Source organism: Maribacter spongiae, from assembly GCF_047345125.1.
In the GTDB taxonomy this organism is placed as follows: domain Bacteria; phylum Bacteroidota; class Bacteroidia; order Flavobacteriales; family Flavobacteriaceae; genus Maribacter.
In genome coordinates, this window is record NZ_JBLFEQ010000012.1 from 72,294 (window position 1) to 87,297 (window position 15,004).

Sequence of the window (15,004 nt, forward strand, 5' to 3'; positions counted from 1 at the left end):
ATCATGACCCTTTGGACGTTTATGTCATCAATAATCAGGTTCCATTACTTTTTATGAGCACACTACTGGAAAAGCATATAGTTGAACTACTTCAAGAACGCAATGAAAAGGCCATTTCATTACTATATGACAATTATGCCCACACTTTATTGGGTGTGGCGAACAAAGTGGTAAGGAACGAGGAACTTGCTCAAGATGTACTTCAGGAAAGCTTTGTAAAAATTTGGAAAAAGGCCGATTCTTATGATCCTTCAAAGGCCAAATTGTTCACTTGGTTGTTCAGGATTACCCGTAATACGGCCATCGACAAACTCAGAAGTGTCCATACCAAATCGGACAAAGAAATCCAAATGGACGTTTCTGACGTATATAATGTAGGCGTAGAAAGCATTAGGCCGGAATTTCTGGATGTTCAGGAAAACCTGGATAAGATCGAGGATAAATACCAAATAGTCCTGGAAGCATTGTTTTTTCAAGGTATGACCCAACAGGAAGCCAGTGAGGAATTGGATATTCCATTAGGGACTATTAAATCCAGATTGAAGATTGGGCTACGGGAATTAAGAAAAATATACGGTCCTGCAATGATTACGCTGATTTTAAATTTTTTGTGATGAAGGAAAAAATAAAAATCTTTTTAGATTCCGATCTATTGGAAAAATACCTTTTGGGGAGTACTTCGGAAATGGAGACCTTACAAGTTGAACGCTACATTGCCATGTATCCGGAGGTCAGGAAAACCTATAACGAATTACAGGAAAATCTGGAGGCTTTTGCAAAACTTCATGCCATAAGGACCCCGGATGGATTAAAGGATAAGATATTGGCAAGGATCCGCTTGGAAAGAAGTGGGCGCAAAAAATTCTTCAGATATGCGATCGCGGCCAGCTTTATGGCTATAATGTGTGCAGGTGCATCCTATTTCTTCTGGAATCAAAACCAGAACCTGCAAGAAGAGAACACAATGGTCAGCAACAAAATAAAATTGTTGGAAGCGGATATGAAGCAGCAATTGGAGGATGTTAGAAACCAATTTATCGTTCTGAACAATCCACAGACCAAAAAATATAGTGTTAATGGCAACAGAAAGGCAAAAGAGCTTAAGGCGGTAGCTTATATAAACCCGGTCAAAAAGTTATCTTATATCAATGTAAGCAGATTACCCCATCTTCCGGAGGACCAATGCTTTCAGATGTGGGCCGAAGTAAACGGAGAAATGATAAATTTAGGAATTATTGAAGAAGCTACGGACAGTCAAAATCTTTTGGCATTACCTTACGCCAAAAATGCGGTAGGTTATATCACTATAGAGCCTAAAGGAGGAAACCAAAATCCAACGATAGATAATATTGTAGCGAACATCTCTTACTAAAAATAGCAATATAAAGTAATCATAAAGCTCCTTTTCTAGGGGCTTTATTTTTATATCTTTGTTTAAAATTCACCCATGAAACTTATATTTCTCACGATTGGACTTTTAAGCTTGGCCTTTGCCGGTATTGCTATAAAGATTTGGGCTAAAAAAGACGGTAAATTTGCCGGGACCTGTGCTAGTCAGAGTCCATTTTTGAATAAAGATGGGGAACCGTGCGGAATGTGCGGTAAACTTCCCAGTGAACAGGATTGTAGAAAGGATATGGTTCCGGACAACAATTAATATACCCATTTGCTATTTCAATACAATTGGCAAAAACTTTTTTTTGGATAGAACCGAGGACATAACAGATATTATAGGCAAGGCCAGACAAGGCAATCAAATAGCTTTTAGTCGTTTATTGGATACCTTTTGGAACGATGTTTACGGCTTTCAGTTAAAACGGACCGAGAATGAGAACGACGCCGAAGACATCACCATACAAACCTTCTCGAAAGCCTTTGACAAAATAAGCACTTATAATGACTCCTATGTTTTCAAAACATGGCTTATCTCCATCTCCAAAAATATCCACATCGACTTGGTCAGAAAAAGAAAAAGGAATCTTTTGAACCCTGACAACAATCCTGATGAGATTAGAAAAGTTCTGGACAATACTCTTTCCATGGAAGATCAATTGATCCAAGAACAAAACCTGGCCAATTTGTTAAGGGATATTAAAAAATTAAAGCCCCATTACCAGGAAGTGATCAATCTGCGTTATTTTAATGAGTTGAGTTATGCCGATATCGCAACAAAACTTAACGAACCCGTCAACAACATCAAGGTAAAGCTCTTAAGGGCCAAAAAACTATTGGCGGAAGTGATAAAAAACAAACCGTGAACATTATCGGTTTTCAGTACCAAAAACTATTTTTCATCCATTACCGCTGCTGACTTAAATCGTATATTTGTATAAAAATCAGACATGTCCGTAGCAGTAAAGGAAAATGTTACTCCACCAAAGGGAAAACCAAAATGGCTTAGGGTAAAATTGCCTACCGGAAAAAAATACACACAATTGCGTGGCCTAGTCGAAAAATACGACCTCCACACCATTTGTACTAGTGGCAGTTGCCCGAATATGGGAGAATGTTGGGGAGAAGGAACGGCTACATTTATGATTCTGGGAAATATTTGCACCCGTTCCTGTGGTTTTTGTGGGGTAAAAACGGGAAGGCCGGAAAACGTTGATTGGGCAGAACCGGAAAAAGTAGCAAGGTCCATTAAAATCATGAACATAAAACATGCGGTCATTACTTCTGTTGATAGGGATGACCTAAAGGATATGGGTTCTATTATATGGGCAGAGACCGTTAATGCGGTAAGAAGAATGAACCCCACCACAACTTTGGAGACTTTGATTCCTGATTTTCAAGGAATTGAAAGGCATTTAGATCGAATCATAAAAGTTTCTCCAGAGGTAGTTTCCCATAATATGGAAACCGTAAAAAGATTGACCAGAGAAGTACGTATACAGGCAAAATACGAACGCAGCCTTCAGGTATTGAAATATCTCAAAGAAAACGGGGTCAACAGGACCAAGTCTGGAATAATGTTAGGATTGGGAGAATTGGAGGAAGAAGTTATTGAGACCATGACAGACTTAAAAAAGGTAAATGTTGATGTTGTAACCATTGGACAGTATCTCCAACCTTCCAAAAAGCATTTACCGGTAAAAGAATTTATCACCCCGGAACAATTCGGAAAATATGAGGAAATTGGATTGAAGATGGGTTTCAGGCATGTGGAGAGTGGCGCTCTGGTAAGGTCATCCTACAAAGCCCATAAGCACATTCAATAAATATTGCTTTTTATCAAGTAGTGATATTCTCTTGAAATCGACCCAAAATTCTATTTCCCCTATTTCTATATACGATTCAAATGTTTCAATGAATTTTTAAGGTATGCAAGAAATCAGAATTGGTATAAACGGTTTTGGCAGAATTGGAAGAACCTTATTTAGATTGCTCCATACACATCCCCGTATAAAAGTAGTTGCAATAAATGATCTGGCAGATTCAAGGACATTGTCCCATTTGTTGAAATATGACAGTATGCATGGCATATTCCCTGCCGATGTCTCCTTTAAGGAGAATTACATTACCGTATCCGAAGAAGAAATACATCTAACCAACAAACCACATCCCAAGGAATTGGATTGGAATGTACAAGAAGTAGATGTTGTAGTAGAATGTACCGGAAAGTTCAAAACCAGGGCCGATCTGGATCTTCACCTTAAAAATGGAGCAAAAAAGGTAATCTTATCGGTTCCCCCTCTAGAAGAGGACATAAAAATAATCGTGTACGGAATCAATGAACATACGCTGCAAAAAGGAGACAATATCATTTCCAATGCCTCCTGTACCACCAACAATGCCGCTCCAATGATAAAGGTCATAAACGACCTATGCGGCATTGAACAGGCCTATATCACCACCGTCCACTCCTATACTAGCGATCAAAGCCTTCATGATCAGCCGCATAGAGATTTAAGAAGAGCACGCGCCGCTTCACAATCCATAGTCCCCACCACCACGGGAGCGGCAAAGGCCCTGACCCGTATTTTTCCCGAATTGGCCAATGTAATTGGCGGTTGCGGAATTCGGGTCCCAGTACCTAACGGATCCCTTACGGACATCACTTTCAATGTAAAAAAGAATACCAGTATTCAAGAAATTAATGATACTTTTGAGAAAGTTTCCCAAAAAGAACTAAAAAACATACTTTTTTATACGAAAGATCCTATAGTATCTATAGATATAAACAATAGTTATCATTCTTGTACGTTTGATTCTCAGATGACCTCCGTTATTGGTAAAATGGTAAAAATCATAGGATGGTACGATAATGAAACCGGTTATAGTAGTAGAATTATCGATTTAATAAATTTCATAAACAACCAAGGTTATATTTGATATTTTCAACAACAAATAAAATCCTTAAGAATTTACATTTTCCGCTGTTGCTTTTAGCCATGGCCTTCTCCTCTTTTGCCCAAGATTCTGTTCCCGTAAAGGATATAGCACCTTATTTTGATGAAGCCAGAAAGCTTCGCAACCAAAACAAGATAGCGTTGGCCATGGAGCAATTGGACAAAGCGGCGAAAGAGGCGGAAAAGAACGAAGACGTAAAGGCGTTAATAGACAGTTATCATGAATTGGCCATACTATACTTAAAACTGGACAAGGAAGGCGACACCCAATTTTATTGGGATCGGGCCAGTGTACTCCTAAAAGACATTGCATATCCTTATGGCGATGCCGTCCACAAGTATATCGAAGCCATACTTCTGTATAGGAGTGAGCAAAACTACCAGTCCTTATTTATGTTGAACGAGGCAAAACAACTAAATAACGATAGAAATTTCATCAATAATATACTACTTGCCGAAGCTAATGTTTATTTGAGTCTGGAAAAATATGACAGTGCGGCCAAAAACCTAAATTCCCTGGTCGTAAATACAGATGTCTACGAATCGAGCTATCTGTCCACAAAAGCCTATCTAGGTCTTGCCGAATTAAATTATATAACGGAAAATTACAGTGAGAGTGCCAAGAATGCGGAATATGCCCTAGAATTGGCAAATAACAACCGTTTCCCCAAAGAGGTACAGCAGTCCAATCAATTATTATCCGATGTCTATGAAAAACTGGGGCTGTATGACAAGGCCCTGGCAAATACCAAAAACCTTAAAAGCATTAACGATTCTATTTTTAATATTGAAAAATTAAAGACCGAAGCGAAGACGGCGGTCAAAACACTTGACGATTTTAAAACCGAGGAAATCAAACGATTGGAAAAGAAAAATGAAGAACTTACCGAATCACAAAACAGATCGGAACTTACCGCCATTTTAACCTCGGCCTTTCTCATCATAATTACACTTTTGGCCGGTTCACTTTATAGGAACAACCAGATAAAATTAAAGACGAATGATCTGTTGCAGACGAAGAACAAGGAACTACAGATTGCACGTGACGGTGCCGTACAGGCCATGGAGGCAAAAACCAATTTCCTTTCTACCGTTAGTCATGAACTAAGGACCCCGCTCTATGCCGTAACAGGGCTCACACATCTACTTTTGGAGGAAAACCCCGAAGAACACCAAATGGAACACCTGAAAGCTTTAAAATTTTCAGGGGACTATTTGCTCAATTTCATTAATGACATTCTTCATATCAATAAAATAGATGCCAACAAATTGGAGCCTCTAAATATGGAGTTCAATCTTAAAAAGGTTCTTAATGAAGTTATTGACTCCTTAAATCAAAGTGCCAAAGCAAATAATACCATTATTTCCCTAGAATATGATCAGGATATCCCGAGCCACTTAATGAGCGACCCCCTAAAGCTTTCACAAGTATTTATGAACCTTATTGGCAATGCCATTAAATTTACTAAAAACGGGGAGGTCACCGTAATCGTCAAATTACGCAATAAAATAGATGAGAACACGACCCTTTATTTTGAAGTAAAAGATAATGGTATTGGCATTTCCAAGGAAAAGCAACAAAGCATTTTTGAAGGTTTTGAACAAGGTTCCATTCAAATTAATAGGGAATACGGTGGTACCGGTCTAGGTTTGACCATCGTGAAAAGCTTATTAGGGCTTTTTGAAAGTAAGATTCAGTTAAAAAGTAATTTGGGCGAAGGAAGTTCTTTCTTTTTTGAGATAGAAATGAAGAGCCTGGACGATATGATGGACGATGATGTTTCCTATGAAACCGCACAACGCGATTATGATTTTAAAGGACTGCATCTATTGATCGTAGAGGATAACAAAATCAATCAGGTAATTACCAAAAAGATGCTGACCAAAAAAGAAATCACCAGCGATATTGCCAGTAATGGCGAAGAAGCCGTTACATTGGCCAAGGAAAATGTTTATGATGCCATTTTAATGGACATTCATATGCCGGGGATCAGTGGAGAGGAAGCTACCATAGAAATACGAAAATTCGACCGGCAAACACCAATTATAGCCCTTACGGCCATTTCCCTGGATGACAGTTTAGAGAGTTTTTATGCCGCAGGTTGCAATGACGTGGTCACAAAACCATTTAAACCCGAAATCTTCTATCAAAAAATAGGGGAAAATATCTTTGACAAAAAAGTCAAGGATACCGCTTCATAAAAATATTCAGTCTTTCTTGTAATGTTTCGGTACCCTTAAACAAAAAAGCGTGTTTAATGGGGATATATACAATATTGTCCAGTTTTGTCCTTAGCCGCATAAAATCCTTTTCAGTGGTAAGGATATGAGCTTTCCCTTTTAAATGATCTATTTCCGTTGCCGTAAAAAAATGGTGATCGGGAAAAGCAATATGTTCAAAAGCGACCTCTTTTTCATTTAGATAGGAAACCAAAGGTTCGGGGGCCGCAATACCCGTGACCAAAGTCACTTGCTTACCCAGGAAATTCGATAGTTTAAGGTTCGTTCGGGAGCCCATTAATCTTTCCCCATATTTCAAATATGCAAACAACACCTCTTGTCCATCGCGGGGATCTAATCGGGTTTTAATGGACAGAGCCTCCTTTTCACTTAAATTGGCCGGGCATTTAGTTACAATGATCAAATTGGCCCTTTTAGCGGCCATTTTACTATCTCTAAGGTTTCCGGTGGGCAAATACTGATCATCAACATAGAGATTTCCATAGGAGGTCAATAAAATGGAAAAGCCCGGTTTTACTTTTCTATGTTGAAAGGCATCATCCAATAAAACAATATCCAGTGCGGAATCACCTTCTAAAATAGAAATACCATTTCGTCTATTTGCATCTACGGCCACGGTTACTTGTGGGAATTTTGAATGAACTTGAAATGGCTCATCTCCCAAGTCCTCTACGGTAGAATTCTTATCGGCCAACACAAACCCTTTCGATTTTCTTTTATATCCCCTGCTTAGGACCGCCAAATTAAATGTGGCATCCAATTCGTTTATAAGCAATTCGATCATAGGGGTCTTCCCCGTACCACCAACACTCAAATTACCAACACAAATAATAGGGATCTTAAAAGGCACTGACCGGAAAATCCCCCAATTATAAAGAACATTGCGGAGATAGACCACAAGGCCATAAAGCAGGGATATTGGAAAAAGAAGTTTTCTTAACAGCAGCACGATCACGAAATTATAATATTTTATCTTTGAACACCTTATATTTTTCAAAAATGACCGTAAACGAAGTTGCCTTAATTTTAGAGAAATTAGCCCCATTGGACTATGCGGAGGATTTTGATAATGTAGGTCTCCTGATTGGGGATAAAAACACCAAAGTCAAAGGAATTTTGGTGACATTGGATACTTTGGAAAATGTTGTAGATGAAGCTATTGAAAAGAACTGCAATCTAATTATAAGCTTTCACCCTATAATTTTTAAGGGTCTCAAAAAAATTACCGGCAAAAATTATGTAGAACGTGTGGTTCTCAAAGCAATCCAGAATAATATCAACATATATAGTATCCATACAGCTTTAGACAATTGTAATGAAGGGGTCAATGCGAAAATTTGTGAAGTCCTGGAATTGACCAATACCAAAATCCTGATACCTCAAAAAGGAACGATTAAAAAACTTACTTTTTACGCTCCGATCGCGGAATCCCAACATTTAAAAGAAAAGCTTTTTGCCGTGGGTGCAGGCAACATGGGCAATTATAGCGAATGCAGTTTTTCTGTAGAAGGTATAGGAAGTTACAAAGCCAGTGAGCTTGCAAATCCTACTCTAGGGGAAAAGGGGATTACGCATAGGGAGGAAGAAGCTTTGATTTCCATGACCTTTCCAAAACACCTGGAACACAAGGTCATTCGAGTTCTTTTACAAAATCATTCTTATGAAGAAGTTGCCTACGAGGTCATTACCTTGGAAAATACCGATCAAAACATTGGAATGGGAAGGATCGGTGAACTAAAAACGGCAATGGGCGAAACGGAGTTTTTAGGCATGCTCAAGAAAAAGATGCACACACCAGTCATTAGGCATTCCGGACTTTTAAAAAAACCGATAAAAAAAGTAGCTGTTTTAGGTGGTAGCGGAGCTTTTTCGATAAGTGCCGCAAAAGCGGCCGGGGCAGATATATTGGTCACCGCCGACCTAAAATACCACCAGTTTTATGAGGCTGAAGGGCAGTTGATCATAGCCGATATCGGACACTTTGAAACTGAGCAGTTTACAAAAAATCTTTTAGTTGAATATCTTATGAAAAAAATTCCTAATTTTGCAATCCGTTTATCGGAAAGTATAACAAATCCCATCAAGTATTTTTAAATATGGCAAAAAAAGAAGAATCGTCCGTTGAAGCTAAATTAAGGGCCTTATATGACCTGCAATTAATTGATTCTAGGGTAGATGAGATACGCAATGTTCGTGGAGAATTACCCTTGGAGGTCGAAGATTTGGAAGATGATGTTCTTGGGCTTAAGACGAGAATGGATAAATTAAAGACCGATTTGGAAACTATTAATTTTGAAATCGGTGCTAAGAAAAACCTGATCGAAGAAGCCAAGGCCTTAATTAAAAAATATACTGAACAACAGAAAAATGTTCGCAATAGTAGGGAGTTCAACTCTATTAGCAAGGAACTGGAATTTCAAGAACTTGAAATCCAGTTGGCGGAAAAGAACATAAAGGAATTTAAGGCCCAAATAGATCAGAAAAAAGAGGTAATAGCCGAAACCAAAGAACGCTTGGGAGAACGCGAGACCCATCTAAAGCATAAAAAGGGCGAATTGAACGCCATCCTCGCAGAGACCGAAAAGGAAGAAAAAGCATTATTGCAAGAATCCGAAAAATATCAAGATAAAATAGAGGAAAGATTGGTAAAGGCCTATGCACGCATTCGTGGAAATGTAAAAAATGGTCTAGCGGTCGTACCTATTGAAAGAGGTGCTTCAGGAGGTTCTTTCTTTACCATTCCACCTCAAGTTCAGGTAGAAATCGCTTCAAGAAAAAAGATTATCACCGATGAACACAGTGGTAGGATTTTGGTAGATCCCACTTTAGCGGAGGAAGAGCAGGAAAAAATGCAAAAAATGTTCGCAAAACTATAAGATGAATATTTTTTATAAGCTCGAAGCCACCTAAAAAGGTGGCTTCTTTCATTTAAAGCCCTTTATATTTCAAGTTTTTGAGTAGTATACATTATCTCTTATATCGTTATAATGGACAAGAACTAAATTCCAGTAACTGTTGTACGGAGAAGAGGATCTTGTTCCAAAAGTGATAATATCCGTTGTTCAACTTCAATACTATCCCATTTTTGCACAATATCCGGTATTTGCATCACCTGTTGCATAATTTTTTCCTGGGCATCTCCCAAAGCCAGTGCTTCTGAATAAGACCTGTCCGAAAAAGTCACCCTTGAATATGCCGGAATCCATTTATGCGGATATTTTGCCGCAAAATGTTTTTCGATCTTCTTCTGCAATAAAAATCTAGTATCCGCCGTCTTACTGCTCATCTCTATAAAATTCCGATAACTCAATTCCGCAATAGCATCAACATTAGGTTTTCGTTCCTTTTGATATTCTTGAAAAATAGTTTCCCAATCGTCCCCGTGCTTTTTTATAATGCGATTTAACTCAAATATGTCTTCAAAACCGGCATTCATTCCCTGCCCGTAAAAAGGGACAATGGCATGTGCGGAATCACCCACCAACGCCACTTTGTCCCAATAGGTCCATGGGTAGCATTTCATAGTGACCATCGCACTGGTAGGGTTTTTAAAAAAGTCATCGGTCAAATTCTCTATTTCCTTACTAACATTGGGAAAATGTGTTTTAAAAAAACTACTTGCCTCTTTTTTCGTTTTAATGTTCCCAAAAGAAACTTCTCCTTCAAACGGCATAAACAAGGTACATGTAAAGCTACCGTCCAAATTAGGCATGGCAATCAACATAAACTTACCGCGAGGCCAAATATGAAAGGAATGCTTATCCAATTTATGTGTCCCGTCAGGGTTGGGGGGAATGGACAGCTCCTTATATCCTACGTCTATAAAATTTTGTGAATAATCAAACCTACTGCGTCTTTGCATTTTATGCCGAACCCTTGAAAAGGCACCATCGCACCCAAAAACCATATCGTATTGATACTCCTTCCATGCGCTTTTTTCCGTTTCACCGGTATATATCTTGGCTTCCGGCAAGTTAATATCCCATACTTTTTCCTCAAATTGAAAATTCACACCCGCCTTTTCGGCCAAATCTATCATTCTTTTGTTAAGTACTCCTCTGGAAATGGACCAAATGGCCTCGCCCTCTTTGCCATACTTTTGATAGTATTGCTCCTCCCCTATTATATGCATTGCCCTTTTATCCAAAGGAATGGCAATTTTCTTTATTTCATCTTCTAAATCTACGGCTCTCAGAGCTTTCCAACCCCTATTGCTCATCGCCAAATTAATGCTTCTACCCGAAAACTCTATATTTCTAATATCCGGTCTCCTATCAAAAACAGTAATGGAATGTCCTAATTTTTTGAGATAAATAGCCAATAATGAACCTACAAGCCCTGAACCGATTATGGCTATGTTTTTAGAAGATCGAATCATAAATCCAGAATTACCTAAACGATTTTTAAAACTTAAAAATAAGTCTTTGTATTTAAACGCTTTCGGATATATCCAAAAATTACGTTTACAAAATAATTTATAAATCCATTACACCGGAAAGCGTCAAAACAAGCCTATAAAATTATCCGGATTGCACATAATCATTCCCCTATATTTTATCTTTTTTGCCGTGTTTTCATATTGAGACCATCCATATAGATTCAAAAAATAATGGCTTTTTTTGCCGAGCCAATCAAATCATAACCAACTCATTTATAGCACTTTTTAAACACCTCGTCGACCATCTACACTATTTCCTTTCAATTTTTTATCTAGCAAAATTTACGCTTTATCGAGTTATTTGTCCGCCATCGACAAAAACAAGATGTTAAACTAATTATACGTTTATCAAGAATTTCTTTGAAGTTTATTTGATATGTGAAATTTAACCTAAACTGTAAATACCAAATCAAGTAAAAATAAAACGGGCAATCATCTATTTGAACCTGTTTTTACATCCCCCCCCCCGATTTAACCCTAAGACCTATGAAAAATTTTACTCTAAAAATCCTTAGTTCAAAGTTCTTATTCTCTTTTGCTTTCATTCTGATGGTGAACGTGGTGGGCGCACAAGTCAAACAACCTTTCTCGGCACGTTATTCACAAGCTGTAAATGGAGATTTTACCATGATCGCCAATAATGTACTTTCTACCACGGCGACGGGCAATGAAAATTCCAATATAAACAATCATGATGTAACGACTGTTTTTGTGGATATCGATTCCGATAGTTCCACATTTAACTCAAGTAGCGCCAACTTGGTGAACCCACAACCATCCAGTTCCTGTCTGCAATTGAACAAGGCCTTTCTATATTGGTCCGGAGCCAATAAAGAATATGATGCTACCACGGGAAATGGGGGTACAGAGCCCAATTGGGATTTTAGAAATGTAAAATTGATGCTCCCAGGTTCTTCTACCTATATAACCGTTACTGCAGATGATGTTATTTATGACGGACGGGCAACGCACTTTGTCAACGATCCTTACACATGTTTTAAAGATATTACGTCCAACGTTCAGGCACTTGCCGACCCATTTGGAAAATTTCAAGTGGCCAACGTCAAAGTTACGGAAGGTGACCTTCAATCCCATATCGGAAATAATACGGGTACCTCCGGCGGATGGCAAATAATCTTTATTTATGAAAGTCCAAGTTTGGAAAGAAGGAATATTACCCTTTTTGACGGTTATGCACAAGTGACCGCTACGGATAATTCCTTTGATATTGATTTTAATGGCTTTCAAACGGTTCCAAACGGTGCGGTCAACGCCAACATTTTAATAGGCTCTACGGAAGGTGACAGAAATATTGCCGGAGATGCTCTGCAAATATTGGATACCAACAATTCATGGACCGGTATTTCTACCATAGAAAGGGAGGAAGACAATTTCTTTAACAGCAAAATCACCCTAAATGGATCCCAATATTTGAACAGAAGTCCGGCAAGTACAAATACCCTCGGTTTTGATGCCGGTATCTTTCAACTAAAAAATGATGCCAACCAATTAATAGATAATAATCAGACATCGGCAAAATTAAGGATGACATCAAATCAGGAAACTTATGGTCTTTATACCCTTGGCCTAAGTATTGAAATTTTTGAACCCAGTTTGGGAGCTTTAAATTTTACAACTTCCACAGGAACAACATCCTTTAATCCGGGAGATACGGTTCCCCTGCAAATCGGTCTTAAAAATGTAGGAAATGATAATGTCAATAATCTAGAAATTACCACGACCTTGCCCGAACAGGTCGACTTTGTAGATACAGACCCATTGCCACCAGGAGTTACGTATGCATATAATAGTAGTACTAAAGAATTGAAATTTTTTGTCCAAGATGGTTACACGGACGTTAATGACCCCCTATATACTATCAATTACAATGTTCTTGTTAAATCAAGTTGTAATTCTTGCAGCGCAGAGACAGGTTTTCAGGCCACGGCTACATTTATCGGTGAGACCAATCCAACACCGGTCACGGTATTGAGTTCAGGAACCGTGGACACCTGCGGCATCGGCGATCATTTGCCCACGAACATTACCATTATACCCAATATCTCCATAGACAATGCCTCTGCGGATGAAGGTAATGATATGACGTTCACGGTAACATCTTCCCATTTACTGACTTCCGACCTCACTATAAATTTAACCTATAGCGATGTAACAACTATAACGGCAGATTATAATGCGACAATTACAACCATTAACATTCCGGCAAATTCAAATAGTACTACTTTTAGCGTAACCGCTATAGACGACAATTGGCGGGAAAATGACCAAACGTTTCACGCTATCATTTCAACGTCCTCAACTTCCGTTACGCTTTTGAAGGCTATCGGTATCGGTACCATACATGATACGGATACGGCAACGGTCTCAATAGGCAATTATGATTTTTTAGAGGATGCCGGAACAGTACAACTTAGAATTTGGTTAGCGGATACTACTGGTAGTGCTGGTGTAGAGGAGCCCTTTACGGTTGATGTTGCTCTTGCGTTGGAGAGTGCAACTCCCGATAGTGATTATAGCAATTTTGCATCAACAACCGTTTCTTTCTCTGCCAATTCCTTACCCGGCACAGAATTCTTTATTCCATTTGAAATCCTTGATGATGTTGTTACGGAACCTTCTGAACAGGTCGGACATTATTTTTCGGATAATTCAAGTGCTGGTTTAGTAAACCTTGCGGATCCGGGAATGATTAGAATTCATGACAATGATATTGCTACAGTAGCTCTTCAAGATATAACCGTTAATGAGGAAGACGGTACTATTAATTATGCATTTACACTAAATGGTGAAGTACAGGATCCATTTATAATGGACTTTGCCACTGCCGATAATTCAGCGATCCAACCAACGGATTATATTGTTAATTCCGGAACAGTAAACTTTACGGGGACGGATGGGGAGGTCAACACCATCAATATTGATATTGTGGACAATTCAATTATTGAACCTTCCGAAGACTTTATAGTAAATGCCTCATATACAGGCATAGTTCCTTCAGAAATAACCAATGGTTTGGCTCAGAACATTGTTTTTTCAAATAATCCAGGCACCATTACGATAAGCGACGACGATCTTATAGCTGGCACCGGAATTTCATTCAGTGATACGAACATCATCGTAACCGAAGGTATGGATGCCTTTGCAAGGTTCACCGTAACCTTGACAGGGGATATCAGTGAAAATGTGAGCGTGGACTTTATCACCAATGATGGCACCGCCATCGATGGTGACGATATGACGGCACAGTCGGGAACCATAATCTTCACCCCTACCGATAAATCGTTCAACATAGACATCCCTATCTTGAACGATGGAACCATCGAACCTCAAGAAGCTTTTACAGTGGTACTCTCCAATATCCAATCGAATATTGGGATAGGGTTTGTGGATGGAGATTCTACCAATACGGCCAACGGAACCATCAACGATGACGACCTTGGGTCCGGGAACGGTATCTCCTTCGTGAACACCGATGTAGAGGTCACAGAGGGTACGGGCGTGACAGCCGTTTTCGAGGTCACGCTTACGGGAAGCTTCCAGGAGGCATTCGACCTTTCCTTCGAGACAGCCTTCGGTACGGCAGACGGGACCGACCTCGTCGCACGAACGGGCGTTCTGGCATTCGACGGGAACGACGGGGAGACAAGGACGATCACAGTGACCATATTGGACGACGACATCATAGAGCCCACCGAAGGGTATAACATTGACCTTACCGGTACGACCAATCCACTGGTGGCCATCAACACCCCACAGGCCAACGGTTCGATTCTGGACAACGACGGCGGTGCGGGTACGGGAATATCTTTTGACAACGATAATATAACGGTAAACGAGGATGCCGGCACCATCATCTTCAACGTGGTACTTGCCGGAAACGTGGCGGGCGGCTTTACCCTGGACTACGCCACAGGCAACGGCTCCGCCAATGCCCCCGGCGACTATACCGCCAATT

At 39.4% G+C, this 15,004-nt stretch carries 12 protein-coding genes; 10 read left to right on the top strand and 2 right to left on the bottom strand.

The window, feature by feature from the left end:
- Positions 1–53: 53 nt before the first annotated feature.
- The 7 genes from ACKWB9_RS14285 (at position 54) to ACKWB9_RS14315 (ending at position 6,551) form a co-directional block, all read left to right on the top strand.
- Positions 54–614: an RNA polymerase sigma factor gene (locus tag ACKWB9_RS14285; protein WP_414003697.1), complete on the top strand. Its 561-nt coding sequence runs from the start codon at positions 54–56 to the stop codon at positions 612–614.
- On the top strand, positions 614–1,372 hold the full coding sequence (locus tag ACKWB9_RS14290) for an anti-sigma factor (protein WP_414003698.1): 759 nt from the start codon (positions 614–616) through the stop codon (positions 1,370–1,372). The genes ACKWB9_RS14285 and ACKWB9_RS14290 overlap by 1 nt, the downstream gene beginning before the upstream one ends.
- Before the next feature lie 75 nt (positions 1,373–1,447).
- Positions 1,448–1,657, top strand: a complete 210-nt coding sequence (locus tag ACKWB9_RS14295; protein WP_414003699.1) for a membrane or secreted protein — start codon at positions 1,448–1,450, stop codon at positions 1,655–1,657.
- A gap of 43 nt (positions 1,658–1,700) precedes the next feature.
- Positions 1,701–2,258, top strand: a complete 558-nt coding sequence (locus ACKWB9_RS14300) for an RNA polymerase sigma factor (protein ID WP_414003700.1) — start codon at positions 1,701–1,703, stop codon at positions 2,256–2,258.
- A gap of 84 nt (positions 2,259–2,342) precedes the next feature.
- Complete coding sequence (gene lipA / locus ACKWB9_RS14305; RefSeq protein WP_414003701.1) at positions 2,343–3,218, top strand: lipoyl synthase; 876 nt, start codon at positions 2,343–2,345, stop codon at positions 3,216–3,218.
- 103 nt (positions 3,219–3,321) lie between these two features.
- The gene (gene gap / locus ACKWB9_RS14310) at positions 3,322–4,332 is read left to right on the top strand and encodes a type I glyceraldehyde-3-phosphate dehydrogenase (RefSeq protein WP_414003702.1); all 1,011 of its coding nucleotides are present in this window, start codon (positions 3,322–3,324) and stop codon (positions 4,330–4,332) included.
- A gap of 59 nt (positions 4,333–4,391) precedes the next feature.
- Positions 4,392–6,551 (top strand): ATP-binding protein, encoded by a 2,160-nt coding sequence (locus ACKWB9_RS14315; RefSeq protein ID WP_414003703.1) that lies wholly within the window; start codon positions 4,392–4,394, stop codon positions 6,549–6,551.
- On the opposite strand, the gene lpxK is transcribed toward ACKWB9_RS14315, so the two are convergent.
- Positions 6,532–7,545, bottom strand: coding sequence for a tetraacyldisaccharide 4'-kinase (gene lpxK / locus ACKWB9_RS14320; RefSeq protein ID WP_414003704.1), 1,014 nt, complete (start codon positions 7,543–7,545; stop codon positions 6,532–6,534). The two genes, ACKWB9_RS14315 and lpxK, sit on opposite strands and share 20 nt — an antisense overlap.
- A 44-nt stretch (positions 7,546–7,589) precedes the next feature.
- Between lpxK and ACKWB9_RS14325 the strand changes: the two genes are divergently transcribed.
- Together ACKWB9_RS14325 and ACKWB9_RS14330 are read left to right on the top strand one after the other, a co-directional pair.
- Positions 7,590–8,684, top strand: a complete 1,095-nt coding sequence (locus ACKWB9_RS14325; RefSeq protein ID WP_414003705.1) for a Nif3-like dinuclear metal center hexameric protein — start codon at positions 7,590–7,592, stop codon at positions 8,682–8,684.
- A 2-nt stretch (positions 8,685–8,686) separates the two neighbouring features.
- Positions 8,687–9,466: a zinc ribbon domain-containing protein gene (locus ACKWB9_RS14330; RefSeq protein WP_414003706.1), complete on the top strand. Its 780-nt coding sequence runs from the start codon at positions 8,687–8,689 to the stop codon at positions 9,464–9,466.
- Between the two features lie 122 nt (positions 9,467–9,588).
- Here ACKWB9_RS14330 and ACKWB9_RS14335 read toward each other — a convergent pair whose 3' ends face one another.
- Complete coding sequence (locus tag ACKWB9_RS14335) at positions 9,589–10,968, bottom strand: FAD-dependent oxidoreductase (protein ID WP_414003707.1); 1,380 nt, start codon at positions 10,966–10,968, stop codon at positions 9,589–9,591.
- Between the two features lie 546 nt (positions 10,969–11,514).
- Here ACKWB9_RS14335 and ACKWB9_RS14340 point away from each other — a divergent pair.
- A partial coding sequence (locus tag ACKWB9_RS14340) for a Calx-beta domain-containing protein (protein WP_414003708.1) occupies positions 11,515–15,004 on the top strand: 3,490 nt, incomplete at its 3' end.